Origin of the sequence: Motiliproteus sediminis (assembly GCF_017912535.1) — a bacterium.
GTDB classification, from domain to species: Bacteria; Pseudomonadota; Gammaproteobacteria; order Pseudomonadales; family Balneatricaceae; genus Motiliproteus; species Motiliproteus sediminis.
Genome location: NZ_JAERQK010000009.1, coordinates 50,275 through 75,835 on the forward strand (window position 1 = coordinate 50,275; position 25,561 = coordinate 75,835).

The window sequence follows — 25,561 nt, forward strand, 5'->3', positions numbered from 1 at the left end:
TATTTGCTTGTTTTTCGAACGCCCTGAATCGGGCGAAGTAGCGGTACTGGTCCATCTTGATCTGAGTGATGAAGAGGATCGTGAAGACCCGAGGGAGTTCGAAGAGTTGGCACTTTCAGCAGGCGCCGATCCGGTCGCTCTGGTCGGAGGTGCCCGTCATCGTCCCAGCCCTCAATATTTTATTGGCGCCGGAAAGGTCGAAGAGATCGCGGAGCAGGTGCGTCTTCACGAGGCTGAGCTGGTGCTGTTCAATCATGCCCTTTCGCCCGGTCAGGAGCGCAATCTGGAACGAGTCCTGAAGTGTCGGGTGCTTGACCGTACCGGTTTGATTCTCGATATATTTGCCCAGCGTGCGCGCACCTACGAAGGTAAGTTGCAGGTGGAGCTGGCGCAACTTGAGCACATGTCTACCCGCTTGATTCGTGGCTGGACCCACCTGGAGCGACAGAAGGGGGGGATTGGTCTGCGTGGGCCGGGTGAAACCCAGTTGGAAACCGACCGGCGTCTGCTACGGGCACGGATCAAATCGATCCACCGGCGGTTGGAGAAAGTTCGCCGCCAGCGCGATCAGGGGCGGCGGGCGCGCCGGCGCAGTGAAACGCCGACGTTGTCGCTGGTGGGCTACACCAACGCGGGCAAATCGACCCTGTTTAATGCCCTGACTACCTCGGATGTGTACGCGGCCAACCAGCTGTTCGCGACACTCGATCCGACGTTGCGCCGGATCGAGCTGGCCGATGTGGGGCCTGCGGTACTGGCTGATACGGTCGGCTTTATTCGTCACTTGCCGCACAAGTTGGTGGAGGCGTTTCGCGCCACGCTGCAGGAAACGATTGAGGCAACCCTGTTGCTGCATGTGATCGATGCAGCATCCGAAGAGCGTGACCTGAACATCGGCGAAGTCCATGCGGTGCTGGACGAAATCGGTGCCGACCAGGTGCCGATGCTTGAGGTCTACAATAAGATCGATCTGATCGAGGGTGCCCTGCCGCGCATCGATCGTGATGCCGATGGCAAACCGGTTAGGGTTTGGTTATCGGCGCAGCAAGGGCTTGGTCTGGATCTTCTATTCGAAGCGGCGAGTGAACTGCTCGGTCAGGATATTGTCCACCGATGGCTGACGCTGGAGCCGCGGGAAGGGGCTTTTCGGGCTCAGCTCTATGCACTGGGTGCGGTTTTGGCCGAAAGGGTGGCCGATGACGGTCAGCTCGAACTTGAGGTGCGCACTCGCAAACGCGATTTTCTGCAGGCGCTCAGCCGGGCGGGTATCCGTCCCGAGCGCTATCTGGAGCCCGCGCATTGAAGGGCGCTACCTTGAAAGCTGATGGGTGGCTTCCTACAATGCGCTGGCGCTGAATTGTTAATCAAACGGAGACTGTTATGGCCTGGAATGAGCCGGGTGGAAACGGGGGTAATCAAGATCCTTGGGGTGGCGGTAACCGCGGTGGCGGTAATCGTGGCGATCAGGGGCCTCCCGATCTGGACGAAGCACTGAAGAAACTGCAGGAGAAGATGAACGGTATCTTCGGCGGTGGAGGTGGCTCTTCCAAAGGAGGCGGTCGCGGTCCTTCCAGTTTGGGGCTTGGTGGCCTGCTGGTGCTGGTTGTGGGCGCGGCGGTTATCTGGGCTGCAATGGGCTTTTATACCGTTAACGAACAGGAGCGTGGCGTTATTCTGCGCCTGGGTAAATACCATGACACCGTGCTGCCGGGTCTGCGTTGGAATCCGCCCCTGATCGACCAGCGCTTTACCGTCAACGTGACTCAGGTTCGTTCCAAGGACCACCGCGCGCTGATGCTGACCGAAGACGAGAATATCGTCGAGGTGGGGCTGAAGGTGCAATACCGGGTTACCGATCCCCAGGCGTTTGTGCTGCAGGTGCGAGATCCTGAAGTGAGCCTGTCCCATGCGCTTGAGAGTGCGTTGCGTCACGTGGTGGGTACCTCCGAGATGCACTTTATCCTCACCGAGGGGCGGGCATTGCTGGCGACCGAAGTGCAGGATCGCCTGCAGAGCTATATGGACGACTACGGCACTGGTCTGCAGATCTCCAAGGTCAACGTCGAAAGCACGCGTGCACCGACACAAGTGCAGTCAGCCTTTGATGATGTGATCAAGGCCCGTGAGGACGAGCAGCGCGAAAAGAACCAGGCGGAATCCTATGCCAACGGCATCATTCCGGAAGCGCGCGGTAAGGCTCAGCGCTTGCTGGAAGAGGCCAATGCTTATCGTGAAGAAGTGGTTGCTCGCTCAGAGGGTGAGGCGAGCCGCTTTATCCAACTGCAGGCCGAGTACAGCAAGGCGCCGGAGGTTACCCGCGAGCGGATGTACCTGGATACGCTGCAGTCGGTGATGTCCAGCTCCACCAAGGTGCTGATGGATGTCGAGGGTGGCAACAACATCATGTACCTGCCACTGGACCGTTTGGTCGAGCAGGGTGGCGGGCGTGCCTCTTCAGTCAAGTCTTCGCAGGCGTTTAGCGATGCGAGCACGGAGCAGGTAGCCGATGAGGTCATCCAGCGTCTGCGTCGTCAGGCTGCACCCAGAAGGGAGGAGCGTTAACCATGGGTGGTAAATCTTTTGCCGGGCTGGCGGCACTGCTGCTGGTCCTGATTGTTGGCTCCAAGTCGATCTACATCGTCAGCGAAATCGAGCGCGCGGTATTGCTGCGCTTTGGCGAGGTGGTTAATCCGGATATCCAGCCGGGGCTGCACTTCAAGCTGCCTGTAGTGAACGAGGTGCGTAAGTTTGATGCCCGTATCCAGACGCTGGATTCGCGTCCGCAGGACTATCTGACGCTGGAGAAGAAGCGCTTGATCGTGGATTCCTTCCTGAAGTGGAAGATCTCCAACGTGCGCACCTACTATACCGCGACCTCGGGTGACGAGTTCCGGGCATCCGACCTGTTGTCGTCGCGGATGGATACAGGGCTGCGGAACAAGTTCGGCCGCCGTACGCTGAACGAGGTGGTGTCCGGCGAGCGTGAAGAGATGATGGTGGAGCTGACCAAAGAGCTTAACGACATCACCTCCGAGGAGCTGGGTATCGAAGTGATCGACGTGCGGGTCAAGCGGATCGATCTGCCGGCCGAGGTGAGTCAGTCGGTGTACGATCGGATGCGTACTGAGCGTGAGCGGGAAGCGCGCGAGCTGCGTTCCAAGGGTAAGGAGCTGGCCGAGGGGATCCGCGCGGATGCCGATCGCCAGCGCACGGTTATTCTGGCTAACGCCTTCCGTGATGCCGAACGTATCCGTGGTGAAGGGGATGCCCTGGCGGCCTCTACCTACGCCAAGGCCTATGGTCAGGATCCCGAGTTTTACTCCTTCTACCGTAGCCTGGGGGCTTACCGCGAAACCTTTTCCAACAAGGGTGACGTGATGGTGCTGGAGCCGGGAAGTGAGTTCTTCAAGTATCTGAATAGCGCTACCGGCGGTAACAGCAAATAGGGTCTCGGGCGCGGCTGGATTAATAGCTGCGCCCGTCCTCTTTTTCGTGATAGTATTCGCCAACCGGGATCAGTCCCGGTTTTTTTTGGCGTCGGCGAAACGGTTTACGCAGCGGTAACCTGATGGATTTGTGGCACGAATTGGCGGTTGCCGGCTGTTTAATGCTGGTTCTTGAGGGGGTGGTGCCTTTTCTCTACCCCCAGCGCTGGCGCGCCCTGGTGGCTCAGCTGGCAAGAATCGATGATCGTTCGCTGCGGCTGATGGGACTGTTCAGTATGTTGATCGGTACCGGCGCGCTATACCTGATTCGCTGAGCCGGTGATTAAAGGAGTTCGATACCCTATGTCCATCGCAGATCGCTGGCTGTTGCCGGATGGTGTGAAGGAAATTCTGCCTGCCGAGGCGCGCCGGGTCGAGGCGTTACGCCGTCGCTTGCTGGACCTGTTTGATTGTTGGGGCTACGACCTGGTGATGCCGCCGATGGTGGAGTACCTCGAGTCGCTGCTGACCGGTACCGGTAACGATCTGGATCTGAGTACTTTTAAAGTGACGGACCAGCTCACCGGGCGGATGATGGGGTTGCGGGCCGACACCACGCCGCAGGTGGCGCGTATCGATGCCCACAGTTTGAATCACCAGGGTCCGACTCGACTCTGTTATGCCAACTCGGTACTGCATACCGTACCGGCGACACTGCAGGCTGGTCGTTCGCCGCTGCAGGTGGGCGCCGAACTCTATGGCCACGCCGGGGTGGAAAGCGATATCGAGGTGGTGTGTCTGATGCTGGAGGCGCTGGCGGCGGCCGGTGTTGAGAAGCTGACCTTGGATCTTGGCCACGTAGCGATCTATCGATCGTTGGTTGCCGAAGCCGGGCTGAATGCCGATGATGAGGCGGAACTGTTCCGCTTGTTGCAGGGCAAGGCCATGACGGAGTTGGGTGAGCTGCTGGCACGATTGCCGGTGGCTGACGCGCAGCGGGAACGCCTGAAGGCGTTGTGTCGTCTTAGCGGTGATCAGTCGGTGCTGGCTGCTGCCCAGCAAAGCCTTGGTGACGATTCCGGGGTTGCGGCGGCGCTGGCCGATTTGGCTCAGGTGGCCGCTGCTGTAACCGAGCGCTTCCCGGCGGTCACGCTTTACTTCGATCTGGCCGAGCTGCGTGGTTATAACTATCACACCGGCCTGGTGTTTGCCGTATATGTGCCGGAGTACGGTCAGGCGGTCGCCAAGGGTGGGCGTTACGATCAGATCGGCAAAGTGTTTGGTCGGGCGCGCCCGGCGACGGGTTTTAGCGCCGATTTGAAAGTGATCGTCGAAATGTCCTGCGCTGAGGTCGCACCGGCAGAAGGTGTCCTTGCGCCGGTGAGTGATTGCGCCGCGCTGGCGCGTCGCGTGAACGAATTACGGGTAGCGGGTGAGCGCGTGGTGTGCGCGTTACCCGGTGCTGTGGCGGATGCAGTGGACATGGGCTGCAATCGTCAACTGGTTGAGGTGGATGGCAACTGGGTTGTCAAAGCCGTTTGAATTAACTGAATTTACGCACAGAGATTTACCGACTATGGGCAAGAATGTCGTTGTTTTGGGTACCCAGTGGGGCGATGAAGGCAAGGGTAAGATCGTCGATCTGCTCACTGAGCAGGCGGCCGTGGTGGCGCGCTTCCAGGGCGGTCACAATGCCGGCCATACACTGGTGATCGATGGTGAGAAAACCGTTCTTCACCTGATTCCGTCAGGCATTCTGCGCGAAGGTAAGCTGTGCATGATCGGCAACGGCGTAGTGTTGTCGCCGGAAGCGCTGCTGAAGGAGATTGCTGAGCTGGAAGTCAGGGATGTGCCGGTGCGTGAGCGCCTGCGTCTGAGTCCCGCCTGTCCATTGATTCTGCCCTATCACGTGGCTCTGGACCAAGCGCGCGAACTGGCTCGTGGCGAAAACAAGATCGGCACCACTGGTCGGGGTATCGGCCCGGCCTATGAGGACAAGGTGGCGCGCCGGGGTTTGCGGTTGGGTGATATGCTTGACCCGGAGCGCTTTGCTACCAAGCTCAAGGAGGTGCTGGAGTATCACAACTTCTCCCTGACCCAGTACTACAAGGTGGAGCCGGTCGACTTCCAGCAAACGCTGGATCACTGCATGGCAATGGCGGAAGAGTTGCGGCCGATGGTGGCCGATGTTTCCGGCATGCTGCATGACTTCCGCCGTAACGGTGACAATATTCTGTTCGAGGGGGCGCAAGGGTCGCTGCTGGATATCGACCACGGTACCTACCCCTTCGTGACGTCTTCCAACACCACTGCCGGTGGCGCGGCCACCGGCAGTGGCTTCGGTCCGCTTTATCTGGATTACATTCTGGGTATTACCAAGGCCTACACCACTCGGGTCGGCTCCGGTCCTTTCCCGACGGAGCTCGGTTGCGAGGTTGGCGCACACTTGGCCAAGCAGGGGCATGAGTTTGGCGCCACCACGGGGCGTGCGCGCCGCTGCGGCTGGTTTGACGCAGTTGCATTGAAGCACTCCATTCAGATCAATTCGGTTTCCGGTATCTGCCTGACCAAGCTGGATGTGCTGGATGGACTCGAGACTATCAGGGTGTGTGTGGCTTATCGTGATGCTGCAGGCAACGAGGTGCCTACTCCTTACGACAGCGAAGGCTACGAAGCGGTGGTTCCCGTTTACGAAGAGCTGCCGGGCTGGAGTGAGTCTACTGTCGGTGCGCGCTCTCTGGATGCCTTGCCCGCCAATGCGCGTGCATATATCAAGCGCCTTGAGGAGCTGGTTGAGGCGCCGATCGATATTATCTCCACGGGGCCGGATCGCAACGAGACCATTGTGCTGCGCAGCGCGTTCGAGTAACGCGTTTGACGGACAAAACAAGGCGACCCGAAGGTCGCCTTTTTTGTGTCTTCGCGCCCGGACTAGCCGAGGGTGGGGCGAATAGTTTGCAGCAGTTGCTTGAACAGCTTGGGGTTGGCCGCCACCAGTTCGCCGCGCTGCGCCAGCGCGTTGCCGCCATTGAAGTCGCCACTCAGGCTGCCTGCTTCCTGCAGCAGTAGCAGGCTTGGCTCCAGCTCCCACTCGGTGATGCCTTTGCACCATGCCGCGTCCATGCGACCGGATGCAACGTAGGCCAGGGTCAGGGTGTAGCTGCCATTCTGCTGCACGTCGGCACCCAGAAGCTGCACGCGTTTGAAGATGTCAAGGTGCTGGTCAAGGGCCGGGCTTTCCGGGTCTTCGCTCTGGTAGTTGGTGCCGATCAGGGCGTCGTCGAAGCTCTTCAGTGGGCTGACGCGGATGCGCTTGCCGTTAAGTTGAGCGCCACGCCCGCGGCTGGCGGTGTACTCTTCGCCGGTGATCGGGTTCAGGATCACAACGTGCTCGGCGCGGCCTTTGACCTTGCAGACCAGCGTCAGGGCGAAGCTCGGCAGGCTGCGGGAGAAGTTGGTGAGTCCGTCGATCGGGTTAACCAGCCACTGGTAGTCGGAGTCCTCGGCCGGCTCGCCGACAGGGCCGGAGTGAAAGCCGATGACGCGGTGGTGCGGGTTGGCTTTTTGCAGGTGATAGGCGACCGACTTTTCGGCGCCGGCAGCGGTGTCGCGCATGAAGTCGCTGACGCTCTCCTGCTCGGAGCGAATGATGTCGAGGCGCTCGATAGCGCGGGCGACCTGCTCGCCGGCGATGCGTGCGGCGCGAAGGGCAATGTTAAGCGTGGGTTGCATGGTCGTTCTGGTATCCGAAAGGGAGGGAAAAACAAACGCGCAGTATATCAAAGGATGTGCGCTTGCGGCTATTAAATCGGCGCCGAATCGGCCTGGCCGGGGGCCGGGTTAACACTCTGTTTTCGCCGCTGCCGGGTGATTCTGATAGAATGCGCCGTTTTTAAAATCCAACGCGTGGTGACAGATGTTTCCAACGGTTCGCATTGTTCTGGTACATACCAGCCATCCCGGCAATATCGGCGGGGTGGCACGCGCGATGAAAAACATGGCGTTTGAAAATCTGGTGCTGGTAGCGCCAAAGGAGTTTCCCAGCGAAAAGGCGGAAGCTCGTGCCTCGGGGGCGACCGATGTTCTGGCCGCCGCGCAGGTGGTTGAGACGCTGGAACAGGCGGTAGAGGGGTGCCATCTGGTGGTCGGTGCCAGCGCTCGCGGTCGCCATATCCCCTGGCCGGTGGTGGATCCGCGTGAGCTGGCGGCGCAGGTGGTGCCCGATCTGTCACGGCTCAAGGTGGCGCTGGTTTTCGGTCGCGAGGACCGCGGCCTGACCAATGAAGAGTTGCAGCGCTGCCACCGTCACGTCCATATCCCTTCCAATCCGGATTTCAGTTCGTTGAACCTGGCGGCGGCGGTACAGGTGCTTTGCTATGAGTTGCGGATGGCGGTGCTCGCTGACCAACAGGGTGAGGTTGCCGGTGAACGGCCGCGTTGGGGGACCGAGTGGGATATCGAACTGGCCACGGCGGATGAGTTGGAGCGGCTGTTCGAACATCTGGAAACAACCCTGGTAGATATCGACTTTCTCGACCCTGACAACCCGCGCCAGCTGATGCCTCGCCTGCGCCGGCTGTACCTGCGCAGTCATCCCGACAAGGTCGAAGTTAACGTGTTGCGTGGTATTCTTACCGCAATGCAAAAAAAGATTGGCGGTTAAGGCGTTCTTTATGTTTCAACAACTGAAAGAAGATATTCGTTCAGTATTCGACCGCGACCCCGCAGCGCGGAATACCTTTGAAGTGCTGACCAACTACCCCGGGCTGCATGCATTGCTTTTTCACCGTATGTCCCATGCCCTGTGGGGTTGGGGGCTTAAGTGGCTGGCACGCACGTTGTCGACTATCGCGCGCTGGCTGACGGGTGTAGAGATCCATCCCGGCGCACGCATTGGTCGTCGCTTCTTTATCGATCATGGCATGGGAGTGGTTATTGGCGAGACCGCCGAAATCGGCAATGACGTGACGCTCTATCACGGTGTCACCCTCGGTGGTACGACCTGGAACAAGGGCAAGCGTCACCCGACTCTGGAAGATGGCGTGGTAGTTGGTGCAGGGGCCAAGATTCTGGGGCCCTTTGTGGTAGGCAAAGATGCGCGGATCGGTTCCAACGCGGTGGTTACCAAGGCGGTACCGGCAGGGGCGACCGTGGTCGGAATTCCCGGTCGTATCGTGCGCCAGCGAGCGTCGGATGACGAGAGTGTCGAGGCCCAGCGTCAGGCAATGGCTGATAAGATCGGCTTTGATGCCTACGGTGTTACCAGTGAGCTGCCAGACCCGGTGGCCCATGCAATCAAGTCGCTACTGGATCACATGACCGCCGTTGACCATAAAATTGATGGGATGTGCAAGGCGATGGCGGATCTGGGATCCGACTACTGCGATGAGCGCTTGCCGGCGCTGAAACCAGAGGATTTTGAGGCGGTGAAAGAGCAGAGTGACGACAGCAAGCCCGCGCAATAACCCATAATAAAGGTAGGGCTTGTGTGGGCCGGGGGTTCTGTTTATGATGCAGTCCCCTCCCGGCGTTCTGCCGCAGATAAATATCCGACCATAATAGTAAGTTAAGTAGTTGACTGTTTTTGTCGGCTAATGCATAATCGCTCCAGCAATCACTCTGGGGGAAAGACTGATGCGTTTGACGACAAAAGGCCGTTACGCCGTGACCGCGATGCTGGATCTGGCGTTACATGAAGGACGGGGACCGATCAGCCTCGCTGATATCTCATCACGACAGCAGATTTCGCTGTCTTATCTGGAGCAGTTGTTCGCCAAGCTGCGCCGCAACGAACTGGTTAAAAGCGTGCGTGGTCCCGGTGGTGGTTACCAACTGAGCCGCGACAAGGGCGATATTTTCGTGGTTGAAGTGATCGATGCGGTTAATGAATCGGTCGACGCGACCGGTTGCAACAGTAAGGGTGATTGTCACGACGGTGAAGCCTGTCTCACTCACCACCTCTGGTGCGACCTGAGTCAGCAGATTCATACTTTTTTAAGCCAGATCAGCTTGGCTGACTTGGTGGCACGCAAAGATGTTCAGGAAGTTTCCCTGCGCCAGGATCGTGCCCAGGCGATTCAGAGTATCAATCTGGAACGAATTGAAGCGGTCGGCTAAGTACCGACCAAGACGTTGTTCGACGGAGAACCTTGATGAAGTTGCCTATCTATCTCGATTATTCAGCGACCACCCCCTTAGACCCGCGTGTGGCGGAAAAGATGGCGGCCTGTCTGACGCTGGAGGGAAATTTCGGCAACCCGGCGTCCCGCTCCCACCTGTTTGGCTGGAAGGCGGAAGAGGCGGTAGAAAATGCGCGCCGCCAGGTGGCGGACCTGATCAACAGTGATCCGCGTGAGATTGTCTGGACCTCCGGTGCAACCGAATCTGACAATCTGGCGATCAAAGGTGTTGCCCACTTCTACAGCAAGAAGGGCAAACACATTGTCACCTCCAAGATTGAGCACAAGGCGGTGCTTGATACCTGCCGGCAGCTTGAGCGTGAGGGTTACGAAGTGACCTATCTGGAACCGTTGAGTAACGGTATCATCACGCCCGACGCCGTGCGCGAAGCGCTGCGTGATGACACCATTCTGGTGTCACTGATGCATGTGAACAACGAGATCGGCGTGATTAGCGACATTGAAGCGATTGGTGAGATTACCCGCGCCAATGGTGTGCTTTTTCACGTTGACGCGGCCCAGAGTGCGGGCAAGGTGGAGATCGACCTTGAACGCATGAAAGTGGACCTGATGTCGTTCTCGGCCCACAAGATTTATGGTCCCAAAGGGATCGGTGCGCTGTACGTCCGCCGCAAGCCGCGGGTGCGCCTGGAAGCCCAGATGCATGGTGGCGGCCATGAGCGTGGTATGCGCTCCGGTACTCTGGCGACCCATCAGATTGTCGGCATGGGTGAAGCCTTTGCCCTCGCCAAGGCTGAAATGGCACAAGAGAATGAGCGCCTGCTTACCTTGCGCCAGCGCCTGTGGGACGGCGTCAAGGATATGGAAGAGGTCTACTGTAACGGCGACATGGAGCAGCGGGTGGCTGGCAATATCAACATCAGCTTCAATTTCGTGGAAGGCGAGTCGCTGTTGATGGCGCTGAAGGACTTGGCGGTATCGTCCGGTTCCGCCTGTACCTCAGCCAGTCTGGAGCCCTCCTATGTGTTGCGTGCGCTGGGTATGAACGACGAACTGGCGCATAGTTCGCTGCGTTTCAGCATCGGTCGCTTTACCACTGAAGAAGAGATTGATTACGCCATCGATAAAGTGCAGAACGCTGTGGGCAAACTGCGCGAATTGTCGCCCCTGTGGGACATGTACAAAGATGGTGTTGACCTGAACAAAGTCGAGTGGGTTCACCACTAGGAATCCGCGGAGGAACGAGTCATGGCATACAGCGAAGAAGTACTGGACCATTATGAAAACCCGCGCAATGTGGGCAAGATGGACGATGCGGACCCCCATGTCGGGACCGGCATGGTGGGTGCCCCGGCCTGCGGTGACGTCATGCGGCTGCAGATCAAGGTTAGCGACGAAGGTGTGATTGAGGACGCCAAGTTCAAGACCTATGGTTGCGGCTCGGCAATCGCGTCCAGCTCTCTGGTGACAGAATGGGTCAAGGGCATGACGCTGGATCAGGCGTCCGAGCTGAAGAATACCGATATTTCGCAGCAGTTGGCGCTGCCGCCAGTAAAAATCCACTGCTCAGTATTGGCTGAAGACGCCATCAAGGCGGCGATTGACGACTATCGCAAGAAGCAGCAGTAAGCGTTTAAAGACTAAGTAGCGCGGGTGCGAGGCACCCGCCACCAGAGTAAGGTTTTACTATGGCCATAACCATGACCGAGGCTGCGGTCAATCACGTCGCCAAGTTTCTTGAAAATCGTGGTAAGGGTGCGGGCATTCGCGTTGCAGTGCGTACCACCGGGTGTTCCGGTATGGGGTATGTACTCGAATTCGCTGACGAATATGACCCTGAAGACCAGGTTTTCGAAACTCAGGGTATCAAGGTGATTGTGGATCCGAAAAGTCTGGTTTATCTCGACGGCACCGAGCTCGACTTTGTTAAGGAAGGGCTCAACGAAGGGTTTAAGTTTAATAACCCCAATGCCCGTAGCGAGTGTGGTTGTGGTGAGAGCTTCTCTGTCTGATAACGATGCAGATCGAGCAGAACTACTTCACCCTTTTCGGGCTTCCCGAATCTTTTCATATCGATAAAGCGCAACTGTCGGAGCGCTACCGTGCGCTTCAGCGAGAGCTCCATCCGGATCGGCATGCGCACGCCGGTGACCGGGAGCAGCGTTTGGCGGTGCAGTACACGGCCCATCTTAATGACGCGCAGGCAACGCTGAAATCGCCGCTAAAGCGCGCACTTTACCTGCTGCAGTTGCGTGGCCACCCGGTTCGCGATGATGACCGTCGTCCGATGGCTCCCGAGTTTCTGATGCAGCAGATGCTGCTGCGGGAAGAGCTGGAAGAGGTGGCCGCCAGCGCGGATCCCGACAGTGCTTTGGAGCAGCTGCAAAAGCATGTGGCGGAGGTGCGCAAGCAGTTGGAGGCAGAGTTTGTGCATCATCTTGAGGCCGCCGATGAGGCCGCTTTGCTGGCGGCTGTGGACCGGGTGCGGGAGCTGCAGTTTATCGATAAGATGCAGCGCGAAATCGAACAATTGGAAGAACGACTGGCGGACTACTGACCGACATGGCTTTATTGCAGATTGCAGAACCTGGCCAGAGTGCCAAACCACACCAGCACAAACTGGCTATCGGTATCGATCTGGGTACTACCAACTCGCTGGTGGCATCGGTGCGTAGCGGCGAGGCGCAAACCCTGCCCGATCGCGACGGGCGGCATTTGCTGCCATCGGTGGTGCGTTATTGCCAGAACGGCGCCATCGTGGTGGGCGAAAAAGCGCGTCTGGCCGCGGCGGAGGATCCCACCAATACCATCGCTTCGGTCAAACGCCTGATGGGGCGGGGGGTCAAGGACCTGAAAACCCTGGATAGCCAACTGCCCTATGAGTTTGTCGGCAGCGAGGATGGCATGCCATTTTTGCAGACGGTGGCCGGGCAGCAAAGCCCGGTGCAGGTGTCTGCCGAGATTCTGCGGGTGTTGGCCAATCGGGGTCGGGATGCGCTGGGTGGTGAACTGGTTGGCGCGGTGATAACGGTTCCGGCTTATTTTGACGACGCCCAGCGTCAGGCAACCAAGGACGCAGCCCAATTGGCGGGCCTCAACGTGTTGCGTCTGCTTAATGAACCGACTGCAGCGGCGGTGGCTTATGGCCTTGACGATGCGGCCGAAGGGGTGTTCGCCATTTACGACCTCGGTGGCGGCACCTTCGATATCTCCATTTTGCGCCTGAACAAAGGGGTGTTCGAGGTGATGGCCACCGGCGGCGATAGCGCGCTGGGGGGTGACGACTTTGATCACGCGCTGGCCCACTGGCTGCTGGACAAGCTGGGGCAGCCCAGCCTGGGGCGAAATGCCCAGCGGGCGCTGCTGGCCGAAGCGCGGGCACTGAAAGAGCAGCTGACCGAGCGCGACCGGGTCGATGTGGGGCTGCAGCTGGAGGGGCTGAGTTGGCAGGGTGAGCTGACCCGTGAAGAGTTCGACCAGTTGGTGGCACCGCTGGTCAAACAGACCTTGCGCGCTTGCCGTCGTGCCCTGAAGGACGCCGAGGTCGACGCTGACGAGATACAGGAAGTGGTGATGGTTGGCGGCTCGACCCGGGTACCGCTGGTACGCAGTGAAGTCGGGCAGTTTTTCGGTCGCGATCCGCACATCGATATTGACCCTGATCGGGTAGTTGCCATCGGTGCGGCGATTCAGGCCGACGTGTTGGCCGGCAATAAACCTGATTCCGACATGCTGCTGCTGGATGTGATTCCGCTGTCGCTGGGGCTGGAAACCATGGGCGGGCTGGTTGAAAAGGTAATCGATCGCAATACCCCGATTCCGGTAGCGCGGGCACAGGAGTTCACCACCTACCGCGACGGCCAGACGGCGATGGTGATTCACGTGCTGCAGGGCGAGCGCGAGCTGGTTGATGATTGTCGCTCGCTGGCGCGTTTTGAGTTGCGCGGTATCCCCGCTATGGCGGCCGGTGCGGCCAAAGTGCGGGTCACCTTTCAGGTCGATGCTGACGGTTTGCTGAGCGTCGCCGCGCGAGAATTGGGTAGCGGGGTGGAGAGCAGTATTGAAGTAAAACCCTCCTACGGTTTGTCTGATCAGCAGATCGCCGGCATGATTCAGGCCGGTTATGACAGTGCCAAGGCGGATCATGATGCCAGAACGCTGCGCGAGCAACAGGTTGAGGCGGATCGGCTGGTGGAGGCGCTGGAGAGCGCGCTGGAAGTCGACGGCGAGCGGTTGTTGTCGGCGGATGACCTCTACGCCTTGCGTGCCGGCATTGCCCAGCTGCGTCAGGTGCGTCAGAGTGACGACCATGAAGCGATTGCCAAGGGGATCGAAGTGTTGAGTGCTGCCAGCGATGAATTTGCGGCGCGGCGGATGGATGACGGAATTCGGCGGGCGTTGTCCGGCCACACGGTGGATGAGATCTGAGGAACGAACATGCCACAACTGATTTTTTTGCCCCATGACGAGATCTGCCCCGAAGGCAAAGTGATCGAGGTGGATCCCGGTGTTTCGATTTGTGATGCGGCGCTGGCCGAAGGGATCGAGATCGAGCACGCTTGCGAGAAATCCTGTGCCTGCACCACGTGCCACGTCATTGTGCGCGAAGGCTTCGAGTCGTTGGGTGAAGCCGACGAGCTGGAAGAGGATATGCTGGATAAGGCTTGGGGGTTGGAGCCGGAGTCTCGCTTGAGTTGTCAGGCGCTGGTGGGCGACGAAGATCTGGTGATCGAGCTGCCCAAATACACCTTGAATCAGGTTTCCGAAGCACGCTGAGGAGGCAGAGATGGGACTTAAATGGGTTGATACGCTGGATATCGCGATCGAACTGTCGGAAAAGCATCCCGATGTAGACCCTAAAACGGTTCGCTTTACTGATCTTTATAGCTGGATCATGGAGCTGGACGAATTCGATGATGATCCCGATCACTGCGGTGAGAAGATCCTGGAAGCGGTTCAGATGGCTTGGATCGAGGAAATGGACTGATAACGGTCCGATGGAAAACGCTGCTTCGGCAGCGTTTTTACGTTTTGCTCCTGGCACCAGACGGCGACTTTGGTAGGGATGGCAAAACACTAGATGTTGTGGTTGTGAGGGTGGGTTCGGGTCTATATAATTGGCCCCTTTTTATTGTTCGGACTGCAGGTTGAACCATGTTGCGCGTAGTTGAAGAAGCTCTGACCTTCGATGATGTTCTGTTGATGCCCGGTTACTCCGAGGTGTTGCCCAAGGACGTTAGCCTGAAGACGCGGCTGACGCGCGGTATTCAACTCAATATTCCTCTGGTTTCCGCGGCGATGGATACCGTTACCGAATCGCGCTTGGCGATCGCTATGGCCCAGGAAGGTGGCATCGGTATCATCCACAAGAATATGACCATCGAGCAGCAGGCGGCAGAAGTGCTCAAGGTCAAGCGTTACGAAAGTGGCGTGGTCAAGGATCCGGTCACCTGTAGTTCGGATCTGACCGTCGGTGAACTGCACAAGTTGGCCGACAAGCACGGCTTTTCAGGCTTTCCAGTGATTGATAACGGCGAACTGGTTGGGATTGTCACCAGTCGTGATATGCGCTTTGAGCAGCACCTTGATGCCACTGTAGCGACCATCATGACCCCCAAGGAGCGCCTGGTTACGGTGCAGGAAGGCGTCGATCCGGACAAGGTTCGCAACCTGTTGCGCAAGCACCGTATCGAAAAGATTCTGGTTGTTGATGAGGCGTTCCACCTTAAGGGCATGATGACCGTTAAGGATATGAACAAGGCCAAGGCCTACCCCAGCGCAGCCAAAGACAGCGAAGGTCGCCTGATCGTCGGTGCGGCGGTTGGTACCGGTGCGGAAACGCCGGACCGTGTTACCGCGCTGGTCAAAGCGGGGGTTGATGTGATTATTGTCGATACCGCCCACGGTCACTCCAAGGGGGTTATCGATCGGGTGCGCTGGGTGAAGGAAACCTACCCGGAGGTGCAGGTGATCGGTGGTAACATCGCTACCGCCGAGGCCGCGATTGCGCTGGCCGATGCCGGCGCCGACGGGGTAAAGGTGGGTATCGGCCCCGGCTCCATCTGTACCACGCGTATTGTTTCCGGTATCGGTGTGCCGCAGATCAGCGCGGTGGCTAACGTGGCCGATGCGCTCAAAGATCGAGACGTGCCGCTGATTGCCGATGGTGGCATCCGTTTTTCCGGCGACTTGGCCAAAGCCGTAGCGGCTGGTGCCAGCGCCATTATGGTGGGCAGTATGCTGGCCGGTACCGACGAAGCACCGGGTGAGGTCGAACTGTTCCAGGGGCGGGCGTTTAAAGCCTACCGCGGCATGGGTTCTATCGGCGCCATGGCGCAGGCGCAGGGCTCTTCCGATCGCTATTTCCAGGACGCCGATGCCGGTGCGGAGAAACTGGTTCCTGAAGGGATTGAAGGCCGGGTTGCGTGCAAAGGCCCGATGGCCGCAGTGGTTCACCAGTTGATGGGTGGCTTGCGCTCCAGCATGGGTTACACCGGTAGCACCGATATTGACACGATGCGTACCAAGCCGAAGTTTGTACGTATCACCGGTGCCGGGATGAAAGAGAGTCACGTCCACGACGTGACCATTACCAAGGAATCGCCGAACTACCCGGTCGGCTGATTGAACTGATCTAAATGCTGGGGCTGTCGAAGGCAGCCCCTTTTTCGTTACTGACGATTGCAAAAACGGGTCTGGCGGGAGACCGCCGGAACCCCACAGCGGAGTGGAACCGTGACACAAGATATCCATGCACAGCGTATCCTGATTCTGGATTTTGGCTCTCAGTACACCCAGTTGATCGCGCGCCGCGTGCGCGAGTGCGGTGTTTTCTCGGAAATTCGCGCCTGGGACATGAGCGACGACGAGATCCGCGCCTACAACCCCAAAGGGATTATCCTGGCCGGCGGGCCGGAATCGGTCACCGAAGCCGGCAGTCCGCGTGCGCCGCAGGCGGTATTTGAGCTGGGCGTGCCGGTGCTGGGTATCTGTTATGGCATGCAGACCATGGCCGAGCAGTTGGGTGGCAAGGTTGAGTCCTCTGATCTGCGCGAGTTCGGTTACGCCCAGGTGCGTACCGAAGGCGAGAGCTCGCTGCTGGGCGGGATCGAGGATCACGTGGCCAACAACGGCGTACTGCTGCTCGACGTGTGGATGAGTCACGGGGACAAAGTGGTCAAAATGCCGGAAGGGTTCCACCTGATGGCAGCTACGGAAAGTGCCCCCATTGCGGGAATGGTGGATGAAAAGCGCCGTTTCTATGGAGTGCAGTTCCACCCGGAAGTAACTCATACCAAACAGGGGCAGCGCATTCTGTCCCGTTTTGTCCGCGATATCTGTGAGTGTGATGCGCTGTGGACCCCGAGCAATATTGTTAAAGATGCCATCGCCCAGGTGCGGGAGCAGGTGGGTACCGATCATGTGCTGCTGGGGCTCTCCGGCGGTGTCGATTCGTCGGTAGTGGCAGCATTGTTGCACAAGGCGATCGGCGATCAGCTGACCTGTGTGTTTGTCGACAATGGCCTGCTGCGTAAACATGAAGGCGATCAGGTGATGGACATGTTCGCCAAGAACATGGGGGTCAAGGTGATCCGCGCCAACGCCGAAGAGCTGTTTTTGGGTAAGTTGGCCGGCGAAGCTGATCCCGAAGCCAAGCGTAAAATTATCGGTAACACCTTTATCGAGGTGTTCGATCAGGAAGCATCCAAGATCGACAACGTCAAGTGGCTGGCGCAGGGCACCATCTATCCCGATGTGATCGAGTCAGCCGCCGCCAAGACCGGTAAGGCGCATGTGATCAAGTCGCACCATAACGTGGGTGGCCTGCCGGAAGATATGGCGCTTAAACTGGTCGAGCCGTTGCGCGAGCTGTTCAAGGACGAAGTGCGCAAGATCGGTCTGGAGCTGGGTCTGCCCTACGATATGGTTTACCGCCACCCCTTCCCGGGGCCGGGTCTTGGGGTGCGTATTCTCGGCGAAGTGAAAAAAGAGTACGCCGATATTCTGCGCGAAGCGGACGCTATCTTTATCGAAGAGCTGCACCGTTCCGGTTGGTACCACAAAACCAGTCAGGCATTTGTGGTGTTCCTGCCGGTCAAGTCGGTGGGCGTGGTCGGCGATGGCCGCCGTTACGAATACGTAGTGTCGCTGCGTGCGGTGGAAACTATCGACTTCATGACCGCCCGTTGGGCGCACCTGCCCTATGAGCTGCTCGAAACCGTCTCCAGCCGGATCATCAACGAGATTTCCGGTATCTCGCGTGTTGCTTACGACGTCTCTTCCAAGCCCCCTGCCACCATCGAGTGGGAGTGACTTTTGACCCGCCGCAAGGCGGGTTTTTTATAGGGGTTGTGGTTGAGTCGAGCGGCGGGTAACGGCGCGGAGCGGTCATGACGTGAAGGCCGTTACAGGCGTTTAAATCTCCTTACTCTGCCCACCGGTAGTTCTTGTTGCGCCCACCCGGGCGCATTCATTTTCTTTGAACGCTCAAAGAAAACGAATCAAAAGAAAACCGCCCCACTTACTTGTCGGCTACGCCGATTCCCTGCGCAGGGCGTGAACAATCCGGGGATCGTCAGAATGGCCGTCCCTGGCCATACTGCCGCCGCTTCGCGCATCCAGCGCTCGCCCCTGCGGGCCTTAATCGGATTCTTCGCACCCTGCTCCGGCTGCGTAAAAGGGGGAGGGGGTGCAAGCTGGTCGGCCCGTGCAGGTAGTCAGATTTTCCAGTCATCAGGGAAAGTAAGAGGTTCGGCTGCGACTTAGCCCCTTTTGGAGCCGACGAGCACGGTGGCGGGGATTCGAAATAGGCCCCGAAGGGGGCGAGGCAAGGATGCCGAGCCGGATTGCGGCACATGGACAAATCGGCAGGATAGCCGATTTGCACAGCCGTAGGCTGCCCGTAGGGTGAGCCACATGGATGTGGCGAATGAATGTGCCGTCCGATCCGCCCGAATCACCGCTGCCGCGCGCAGTGGACCCGCAAGGGCGGCGGAACCAGGGTAGCATAAAGCACTGTTAGCGTTTTCTTGCTTCGTTCTTTGTCGCGTTTGACAAAGAATGACGCCGCCCGGGTGGGCGGAACAGAGGCTCTCATACCGCGCCGATAATGAGCCTTAAATCTAAAACAGCCGGCCCCGAACTAATGACCGCTCCGCGCCGAATACGGAAATTCGCTCCAATCTGCACCAATGCTCCGCTGGATGTCATCCCCGGTTGCATACCCTGATGTGATTAACTAATCTGGGCGCGGACACTTACGCAGGGATGGGGTATGAACTTTCGAATCTTGTTGGCGTTACTCGGATCTATTGTCGCCATTCCGGTGGCGGCTGCTGAGGTATCGACCATTGTCTCCTGCAAGCGGGATGGCGAGTTCTGGCTCTGTGCCGGCTGGCGTCAGGGGCAGGTCGAGGTGTTCCGCAGCGAGACCTATATCACCCAGGTCGAGTTTGATGCCGAAACACAGGCTACCCTGCAGGCGGCCATCGATGGTCACGCGGCTGGTCGAACTGCTGAACCGATGGCTGCCGCTCCTTCATATACATTGCAGTTATTTGCTTGCCGCTCACAGGCCTGTATCGATGCCAGCGGATTGAGCCAGGTGCCGGCCAGCCGGCAGGTGGAGATCGTGCGTGGTGGCCAGCACTGGTACGTGCTGGCGGTCGGCGAGTATCCCAGCGTCAAAAGGGCGCAGCAAGCAGCGGCGGAGTTGATGCTGACCTACAAACTGCGCGAAAAACCCTGGATTCGGACGCTGGATTCCCTTGAACGACAGCGTCTCAAGCCCTGATTTTTTTGGGGTTGGTTGCCACCGGGGTGACTCTGTACTATCCCTACCGCTTTAGCGGCTAAAAACAGTGCGTTGGCTGTGGTTAAAAGCGACCGAAAAAGCGCTGAAAAAAGCTATCGTTGAACCAATAAATATGAGAAATTAGCGCCCTCTTTTTTGGCGGCACTTCCAGTGCTGTCCGGGGCTCTTTCCCGAGACCAGCGGGTCTCGATACGACAGGGTCGGTTACAACCGGCCTGTGACGACAGTAATAGCTTTCCTTCCGGAGGCGCCTCTCCTTGAATATCGAAACACAGAAAAACTGGACGCCGGATGATTCGGCCGAGTTGTACCGCATTCGTGATTGGGGGTCGGAATACTTCGACCTGAATGAGCGCGGGGAGATCACCGTAACGGCGAAGTTCCCGTCGTCGCAGGTAACCGTGTCGTTGATGGATATCGTTTCCGGTATTCGTCAGCGCGGGTTGCCGTTGCCGGCGATTCTGCGAATCGAAAACCTGCTCGACGCCCAGATTGTGCGCTTGAACGAAGCGTTCGTGCGGGCCATCTCGGCCGCGGGCTATCAGGGCGCTTATCGTGGCGTGTTTCCGATCAAGGTCAACCAGCAAGCCCAGGTTATCGAAGAGGTGGCCGAGTTTGGTGCCCGCTACAAGCATGGCCTGGAGGCTGGCAGTAAAGCGGAGCTGATCATTGCCCTGTCCACCCTCAAAGCAGATGGGCGGCTGATCATCTGCAACGGCTACAAGGATGAGGAGTTTATTGATCTCGGCCTGCGTGCGCAGCGGCTTGGCTACAACTGTGTGTTCGTGATCGAGACCCTGACCGAACTGCCGATCGTTATCGAGCGCAGCAAGGCGCTGGGGATCAAACCGATGATCGGGGTGCGGGTAAAACTGTCCTCAAAGGTGAGCGGCTTGTGGAACGCTACCAGCGGTGACCGCAGTATCTTCGGGCTGACCACCAATCAATTGGTGCAGGTGCTGGATATGCTCAAAGAGCATCAGATGCTCGATTGCCTGCAGCTGCTGCACTATCACCTGGGTTCGCAGATCCCCAACATTCGCGAGATCCGTAACGGAGTGATGGAGGCGTGCCGCTACTACGTCAACCTGGTCGAGGAGGGCGCCGCCATGGGCTATCTTGACCTCGGCGGCGGCTTGGCGGTGGATTACACCGGCGCCAGCATCAACCAGGAGCATTCGCGCAACTACTCGCTGGACGAGTACTGTGCCGACATCGTCGAGGTGGTGATGGCGACCCTGGATGCGCACGAAATTGCCCACCCGAATATCGTGACCGAGTCGGGGCGCGCCACCGTGGCCTACTCCTCGGTGTTGCTGTTCGACATCCTCGATGTGACTACATTCGAGCCGGCGCCGCTGCCCGAGGCGTTGCCGGAGAACACCGATGATCTGATTCTTAATCTGCGCGAAGTGCTTAACACCATATCGCCCAAGAATCTGCAGGAGTGTTACAACGACGCCCTCTATTACCGTGACGAGATCGGCGAGCTGTTCAAACGCGGCCAGATCACCCTGCGTGATCGTTCGCTGGCTGAAAACCTGTTCCTGGAGGTGTTACAGCGCATTCGTGCGCAGCTGGATCTGGCAGACCGCATTCCGCCGGAGCTGGAAGGGCTGCGTGAGTATCTGGCCGATATCTACTACGGCAACTTCAGTGTATTCCAGTCGCTGCCGGATATCTGGGCGATCGATCAGGTGTTCCCGGTAGTGCCGATTCATCGTCACGATGAGGAGCCGACCCGCGATGCGATTCTGGCGGACATCACCTGCGATTGCGATGGCAAGATCGATCGCTTTATTGATGTTCACGAGACCCGTCGTACCTTGCCGCTGCATCCGTTGAAAGCCGACGAGGATTACGTCATGGGGGTGTTCCTGGTGGGCGCGTATCAGGAAACGCTGGGAGACCTGCACAACCTGTTGGGCGATACCGCGGTAGCCAGCGTGCGGATCAACGAAGATGGCACCTTTGATGTCATCAAAGAGCTCGAAGGTGACAGCATCGCTGACGTGTTGAGCTATGTTGAATACCAACCGCAGGCGCTTTACGAGGCTTTCCGGACCACCGCTGAACGGGCGGTTCGTGAAGGCAAGATCACCGCGGCGGAGCGGCGCGATGTGGTCAAAAGCTTTTACGAAAGCCTGCACGGTTACACGTATTACGAGAATTAACCCGACACCAGCAACTCGCATGGGTCGTTATTTGGGTGAACTATGAAGTCCCGGTGTCGGGCAAACGGAGAAGAAAATGGCAAAAGTGTTGATTATCGGAGCAGGTGGCGTCAGCGGTGTGGTGGTTCACAAGTGTGCGCAACTGCCGGAAGTGTTCTCGGAAATTGTGTTGGCGAGTCGCACCAAGTCGAAATGTGACGCCATCGCCGCGCAGCTTGATCGCCCCATAGAAACTGCCCAGGTCGACGCCGATAATGTGCCCGAGCTGGTGGCGCTGATCAATCGCGTCAAGCCCCAACTGGTGATCAACGTGGCGTTGCCGTATCAAGACCTGACCATCATGGACGCCTGTCTTGAAGCCGGTGTTCATTATCTCGATACCGCCAACTACGAGCCGCTGGATACCGCCAAGTTCGAGTACAAGTGGCAGTGGGCCTATCAGGAGAGGTTCGAACAAGCGGGCTTGATGGCGCTGCTGGGCTCCGGTTTTGATCCCGGTGCCACCAACGTCTTTACCGCTTACATCGCCAAGCACTATTTTGACGAGATCCACACTCTGGATATTGTCGATGTCAACGGCGGTGATCACGGTTACCCCTTTGCCACTAACTTCAATCCCGAGATCAACATCCGTGAAGTAACCGCCGAATGCCGTCATTACGAGAACGGTGAATTCGTCACCACCCCGGCGATGTCGCTGAAGCAGTCCTTTACCTGCCCGGAAGAGGTAGGCACCTACAACATCTACCGCATGTATCACGAGGAGCTGGAGTCGCTGAGCAAACACTATCCGACCCTCAAGCGGGCGCAGTTCTGGATGAGTTTTGGTGACAGCTACCTCAAGCACCTCGAAGTGCTGGGCAATGTCGGCATGACCGGTATCGAACCGGTGGAGTTTCAGGGCCAGCAGATCGTGCCGATCCAGTTCCTCAAGCAGTTGCTGCCGGATCCGGCCAGCCTGGGACCGCGCACCAAGGGCAAGACCTGTATCGGTTGTATCGTTACCGGCCTGAAAGATGGCAAGCCGCGCAAGATTTACCTGTACAACACCTGTGACCACCAGGCGTGTTACGCCGAGGTCAAGTCGCAGGCGATCTCTTACACCACCGGGGTGCCCGCCATGATCGGTGCCAAGATGATGCTGGAAGGCAAGTGGATGAAGCCCGGGGTTTGGAACATGGAACAGATGGATCCCGATCCGTTCATGGATGACCTGAACCGCTATGGGCTGCCATGGAAGGTGATTGAAGAACCGGACTACGATCTGGCCCACTGATCGCGCTGTGCGGTTTTAACCACCAGGCCCGACCTTGTCGGGCCTTGTCGTTTCTCATGCTATAGGTTGATGCTCGTGGAAAAATGCACCTCCTTTGATCACTTTGACCCCACCCGGGTACCCTCCCCCTGTTACGTGATCGATCGTGCCGCGGTTGAAGCCAACCTGCAGGCGTTGCAGCGGGTACAAACAGAGAGCGGCGCCAAAGTGCTGGCAGCACTGAAGGCGTTCTCCTGCTGGGAGCTGGGTCCACTGACGGCCCAATACCTGTCCGGCATCTGCGCTAGTGGTCTGCACGAAGCGCTACTGGGGCAGGAGCATTACCTCGGCGCGGATGGCAGGGGAGAGGTGCACGTGTTCTCGGCGGCCTATTCTGAAACGGATCTCGAACAGATTCTGAAGATCGCCCACCACGTGGTGTTCAACTCCTTTGGTCAGTGGCAGCGTTTTCAACCCCTGATCCGGGCGGCAACAGCGGCGCGGCCGGAACTGGAGTTCGGATTGCGGATCAACCCGGAGCACTCCGAAGGAGACGTGCCGATCTACGATCCCTGTGCACCGGGCTCGCGCCTGGGGATTCCGCTGACGCAATTTGACGGCCAGGATCTGGAGGGTATCAGCGGACTGCATTTTCACACCCTGTGTGAGCATCAGTTTGAGCCCCTGGCGCGGACGCTGGATGCGGTGGAGGCCAGATTTGGTCATCTGCTGCCGCAGCTGAAGTGGGTTAACTTCGGCGGCGGTCACTGGATCAGTGCGCCCGGTTACGATATCGACGGCCTGATAGCGCGGATCAAGGCGTTTGCCGCCAAGTATGAGGTGCAGGTGTACCTCGAGCCGGGCGAAGCGGTGGCGATTCGCAGTGGCGTGCTGGTGACCGAGGTGCTGGATATCGCCTACACCGACCGTGATCAGGCGATTCTGGATACCTCCGCCACCTGCCATATGCCGGACACCCTGGAGATGCCCTATCGCGCCGACGTTTTCGGTGCCGGCGAGGCGGGCGAAAAAAACCATACCTATCGCTTAGGCGGTATGACCTGTCTGGCTGGCGACGTGATCGGTGACTACAGCTTCGATGCGCCGTTGCAGGTGGGGCAGCGGTTGATGTTTGACGATATGTCCCATTACACCATGGTCAAAACCACCACCTTCAACGGTATCCGGTTGCCGGCGATCGCCATCTGGGATTCGCGCAGTGACGAGTGCCAGGTAATCCGTACCTTTGACTATGCCGATTTCCGTAACCGCTTATCATAAGCTGTTGGCTTGACCCCTATCCCTGAATTTGTTGTCCGAGGTTTATACCCTATGAGCGAGCAGGCCGAATTTGATCAACTGGTAGCACCGGGGTATCCGGTATTTCTGGGTTCTGAAATCCAACAGCCGGCTCCCAATGCCGCGGCCTATCATGTGATACCGGTACCCTACGAAGAGAGTGTCTCCTATGGCGGCGGCACCGGGGATGGCCCCAGGGCCATACTGGAGGCCTCCTGGCAGCTGGAAACCTGGGACGGTATCTCTACCCCAAGTGACGAGGGGATCTATACCCAGCCGCCGGTGGACATGAACGGCGACGCCGCGACCATCGTTGAGAGAATCGCCGAGGCCACTCGCTACGCGGTGGAGCAGGGGGCGATGCCGGTGGCGCTGGGGGGCGAGCACACCGTGACCTACGGGGTCATCAAGGGGCTGCTGGCTGCCGGTGAAACCGATTTCGGGGTGGTGCAGATCGACGCCCACGCCGACCTGCGCGACGCTTATGAAGGCAATCCCTACAGCCATGCCAGTGTGATGAAGCGAATCGTCGATCACGACATTCCCCTTTATCAACTGGGTATCCGTGCGTTCTGTCATGAAGAGGTTGAGTGCCGCGCTGCCCGCGAAGGCCAAATCCATTATCAGGATGCGGTCACGCTGGTGCCTAATGGCATCAGCGCGATTCAGTTGCCGGAGGATTTTCCCAGTAAGGTGTTTTTTACCGTCGATATCGACGGTCTCGACCCGTCAGTGTTTCCGTCCACCGGGACGCCGGTTCCCGGCGGCTTGGGCTGGTATCAAACCCTCGGTCTGTTCGAGTCGGTGGCCAGGCAGCGCAAGATCATCGGCTTCGATCTGATGGAACATGCGCCCATCCCCGGCTTTCATGCCTACGATTTCGCCGCTTCGCTGCTGGTCTACAAGTTGATGGGGATTGTGCAGCGTAACCGTTGAGTTGGCCGATGAGTGAGTACAACGACGACTATTGGATGGCGCAAGCGTTGGCACGCGCTGAACGCGCTGAAGCGCTGGGTGAAGTGCCGGTGGGGGCGGTGGTGGTGCGCGATGGTGAGCTGATCGGTGAGGGCTGGAACCAGCCTATCAGCGGCTGTGATCCCACCGCCCATGCCGAGATTCTGGCGCTGCGCGATGCTGCCCGACGGATCGGCAACTATCGCCTGATAGACGCCACCCTCTACGTCACCATCGAACCCTGTACCATGTGCGCCGGGGCGTTGGTGCACAGTCGCATCCGGCGGCTGGTGTACGGCGCTACCGAGCCCAAGGCGGGGGTGATGGAAAGTAACGGCGAGCTGTTGGCCAGCCCCTGGTTTAACTACCGTATCGAAACTCTGGGTGGGGTGCTGGGGGAGGCTTGCAGCGCCAAGATCAGCGCGTTCTTTGCCCGCCGCCGGGAAGAGAAACGGGCGGCAAAGGCGGCGCTTAAAGCGCCGGAATAAGCGCCGCAGCTG

Annotated in this window: 25 protein-coding genes; 24 read left to right on the forward strand and 1 reads right to left on the reverse strand. The window is 58.5% G+C overall.

The genetic code is table 11. The features are described 5' to 3' along the window. Positions 1–7 precede the first annotated feature (7 nt). The 6 genes from hflX to JJQ76_RS14395 all read left to right on the forward strand — a co-directional run bounded on the left by hflX (position 8) and on the right by JJQ76_RS14395 (position 6,294). Positions 8–1,303: a ribosome rescue GTPase HflX gene (gene hflX, locus JJQ76_RS14370; protein ID WP_210397569.1), complete on the forward strand. Its 1,296-nt coding sequence runs from the start codon at positions 8–10 to the stop codon at positions 1,301–1,303. Between the two features lie 77 nt (positions 1,304–1,380). Then, entirely contained in the window at positions 1,381–2,562 is a 1,182-nt protein-coding gene (gene hflK, locus JJQ76_RS14375; protein ID WP_210397570.1) for an FtsH protease activity modulator HflK, read from the forward strand. A 2-nt stretch (positions 2,563–2,564) separates the two neighbouring features. Then, a complete protein-coding gene (gene hflC / locus JJQ76_RS14380; RefSeq protein WP_210397571.1) occupies positions 2,565–3,446 on the forward strand; it encodes a protease modulator HflC in 882 nt (293 codons plus the stop codon). A gap of 122 nt (positions 3,447–3,568) precedes the next feature. Continuing rightward, a complete protein-coding gene (locus JJQ76_RS14385) occupies positions 3,569–3,760 on the forward strand; it encodes a DUF2065 domain-containing protein (RefSeq protein WP_210397572.1) in 192 nt (63 codons plus the stop codon). 28 nt (positions 3,761–3,788) lie between these two features. After that, a complete protein-coding gene (locus tag JJQ76_RS14390; RefSeq protein WP_210397573.1) occupies positions 3,789–4,967 on the forward strand; it encodes an ATP phosphoribosyltransferase regulatory subunit in 1,179 nt (392 codons plus the stop codon). Between the two features lie 34 nt (positions 4,968–5,001). Then, positions 5,002–6,294 (forward strand): adenylosuccinate synthase, encoded by a 1,293-nt coding sequence (locus JJQ76_RS14395; protein WP_210397574.1) that lies wholly within the window; start codon positions 5,002–5,004, stop codon positions 6,292–6,294. Between the two features lie 62 nt (positions 6,295–6,356). Here JJQ76_RS14395 and JJQ76_RS14400 read toward each other — a convergent pair whose 3' ends face one another. After that, positions 6,357–7,157 (reverse strand): inositol monophosphatase family protein, encoded by an 801-nt coding sequence (locus JJQ76_RS14400; protein ID WP_210397575.1) that lies wholly within the window; start codon positions 7,155–7,157, stop codon positions 6,357–6,359. A 184-nt stretch (positions 7,158–7,341) separates the two neighbouring features. On the opposite strand from JJQ76_RS14400, the gene trmJ reads away from it, so the two are divergent. The 18 genes from trmJ to tadA all read left to right on the forward strand — a co-directional run bounded on the left by trmJ (position 7,342) and on the right by tadA (position 25,549). Beyond that, on the forward strand, positions 7,342–8,088 hold the full coding sequence (gene trmJ / locus JJQ76_RS14405; protein WP_210397576.1) for a tRNA (cytosine(32)/uridine(32)-2'-O)-methyltransferase TrmJ: 747 nt from the start codon (positions 7,342–7,344) through the stop codon (positions 8,086–8,088). A gap of 10 nt (positions 8,089–8,098) precedes the next feature. Continuing rightward, positions 8,099–8,890: a serine O-acetyltransferase gene (gene cysE / locus JJQ76_RS14410; RefSeq protein WP_210397577.1), complete on the forward strand. Its 792-nt coding sequence runs from the start codon at positions 8,099–8,101 to the stop codon at positions 8,888–8,890. Positions 8,891–9,059: 169 nt separating this feature from the next. Continuing rightward, positions 9,060–9,542: a Fe-S cluster assembly transcriptional regulator IscR gene (gene iscR / locus JJQ76_RS14415; RefSeq protein ID WP_210397578.1), complete on the forward strand. Its 483-nt coding sequence runs from the start codon at positions 9,060–9,062 to the stop codon at positions 9,540–9,542. A 35-nt stretch (positions 9,543–9,577) separates the two neighbouring features. Then, on the forward strand, positions 9,578–10,792 hold the full coding sequence (locus JJQ76_RS14420) for an IscS subfamily cysteine desulfurase (protein ID WP_210397579.1): 1,215 nt from the start codon (positions 9,578–9,580) through the stop codon (positions 10,790–10,792). A gap of 21 nt (positions 10,793–10,813) precedes the next feature. Then, complete coding sequence (gene iscU, locus JJQ76_RS14425) at positions 10,814–11,194, forward strand: Fe-S cluster assembly scaffold IscU (protein WP_210397580.1); 381 nt, start codon at positions 10,814–10,816, stop codon at positions 11,192–11,194. Between the two features lie 59 nt (positions 11,195–11,253). Continuing rightward, positions 11,254–11,577: an iron-sulfur cluster assembly protein IscA gene (gene iscA / locus JJQ76_RS14430; protein WP_210397581.1), complete on the forward strand. Its 324-nt coding sequence runs from the start codon at positions 11,254–11,256 to the stop codon at positions 11,575–11,577. 5 nt (positions 11,578–11,582) lie between these two features. After that, positions 11,583–12,122 (forward strand): Fe-S protein assembly co-chaperone HscB, encoded by a 540-nt coding sequence (gene hscB, locus JJQ76_RS14435; RefSeq protein ID WP_210397582.1) that lies wholly within the window; start codon positions 11,583–11,585, stop codon positions 12,120–12,122. A gap of 5 nt (positions 12,123–12,127) precedes the next feature. Next, positions 12,128–13,993 (forward strand): Fe-S protein assembly chaperone HscA, encoded by a 1,866-nt coding sequence (hscA, locus tag JJQ76_RS14440; protein ID WP_210397583.1) that lies wholly within the window; start codon positions 12,128–12,130, stop codon positions 13,991–13,993. Positions 13,994–14,002: 9 nt separating this feature from the next. After that, a complete protein-coding gene (gene fdx, locus JJQ76_RS14445; protein ID WP_210397584.1) occupies positions 14,003–14,341 on the forward strand; it encodes an ISC system 2Fe-2S type ferredoxin in 339 nt (112 codons plus the stop codon). A 10-nt stretch (positions 14,342–14,351) separates the two neighbouring features. Beyond that, complete coding sequence (gene iscX / locus JJQ76_RS14450; protein ID WP_210397585.1) at positions 14,352–14,552, forward strand: Fe-S cluster assembly protein IscX; 201 nt, start codon at positions 14,352–14,354, stop codon at positions 14,550–14,552. A 167-nt stretch (positions 14,553–14,719) separates the two neighbouring features. After that, complete coding sequence (guaB, locus tag JJQ76_RS14455; RefSeq protein ID WP_210397586.1) at positions 14,720–16,189, forward strand: IMP dehydrogenase; 1,470 nt, start codon at positions 14,720–14,722, stop codon at positions 16,187–16,189. A 111-nt stretch (positions 16,190–16,300) separates the two neighbouring features. Beyond that, positions 16,301–17,878 carry a glutamine-hydrolyzing GMP synthase gene (gene guaA / locus JJQ76_RS14460; RefSeq protein WP_210397587.1) on the forward strand — a complete coding sequence of 526 codons (1,578 nt, stop codon included), beginning with the start codon at positions 16,301–16,303 and terminating at the stop codon, positions 17,876–17,878. Between the two features lie 961 nt (positions 17,879–18,839). Next, positions 18,840–19,358, forward strand: a complete 519-nt coding sequence (locus JJQ76_RS14465) for a hypothetical protein (protein WP_210397588.1) — start codon at positions 18,840–18,842, stop codon at positions 19,356–19,358. A gap of 278 nt (positions 19,359–19,636) precedes the next feature. Continuing rightward, complete coding sequence (speA, locus tag JJQ76_RS14470) at positions 19,637–21,553, forward strand: biosynthetic arginine decarboxylase (protein ID WP_210397589.1); 1,917 nt, start codon at positions 19,637–19,639, stop codon at positions 21,551–21,553. A 76-nt stretch (positions 21,554–21,629) separates the two neighbouring features. Further along, a complete protein-coding gene (locus JJQ76_RS14475; protein WP_210397590.1) occupies positions 21,630–22,829 on the forward strand; it encodes a saccharopine dehydrogenase family protein in 1,200 nt (399 codons plus the stop codon). Positions 22,830–22,904: 75 nt separating this feature from the next. Then, positions 22,905–24,089 (forward strand): carboxynorspermidine decarboxylase, encoded by a 1,185-nt coding sequence (gene nspC, locus JJQ76_RS14480; protein ID WP_343232543.1) that lies wholly within the window; start codon positions 22,905–22,907, stop codon positions 24,087–24,089. 51 nt (positions 24,090–24,140) lie between these two features. After that, positions 24,141–25,043 (forward strand): agmatinase, encoded by a 903-nt coding sequence (speB, locus tag JJQ76_RS14485; RefSeq protein ID WP_210397592.1) that lies wholly within the window; start codon positions 24,141–24,143, stop codon positions 25,041–25,043. Between the two features lie 8 nt (positions 25,044–25,051). Further along, entirely contained in the window at positions 25,052–25,549 is a 498-nt protein-coding gene (gene tadA / locus JJQ76_RS14490) for a tRNA adenosine(34) deaminase TadA (protein ID WP_210397593.1), read from the forward strand. Positions 25,550–25,561 lie beyond the last annotated feature (12 nt).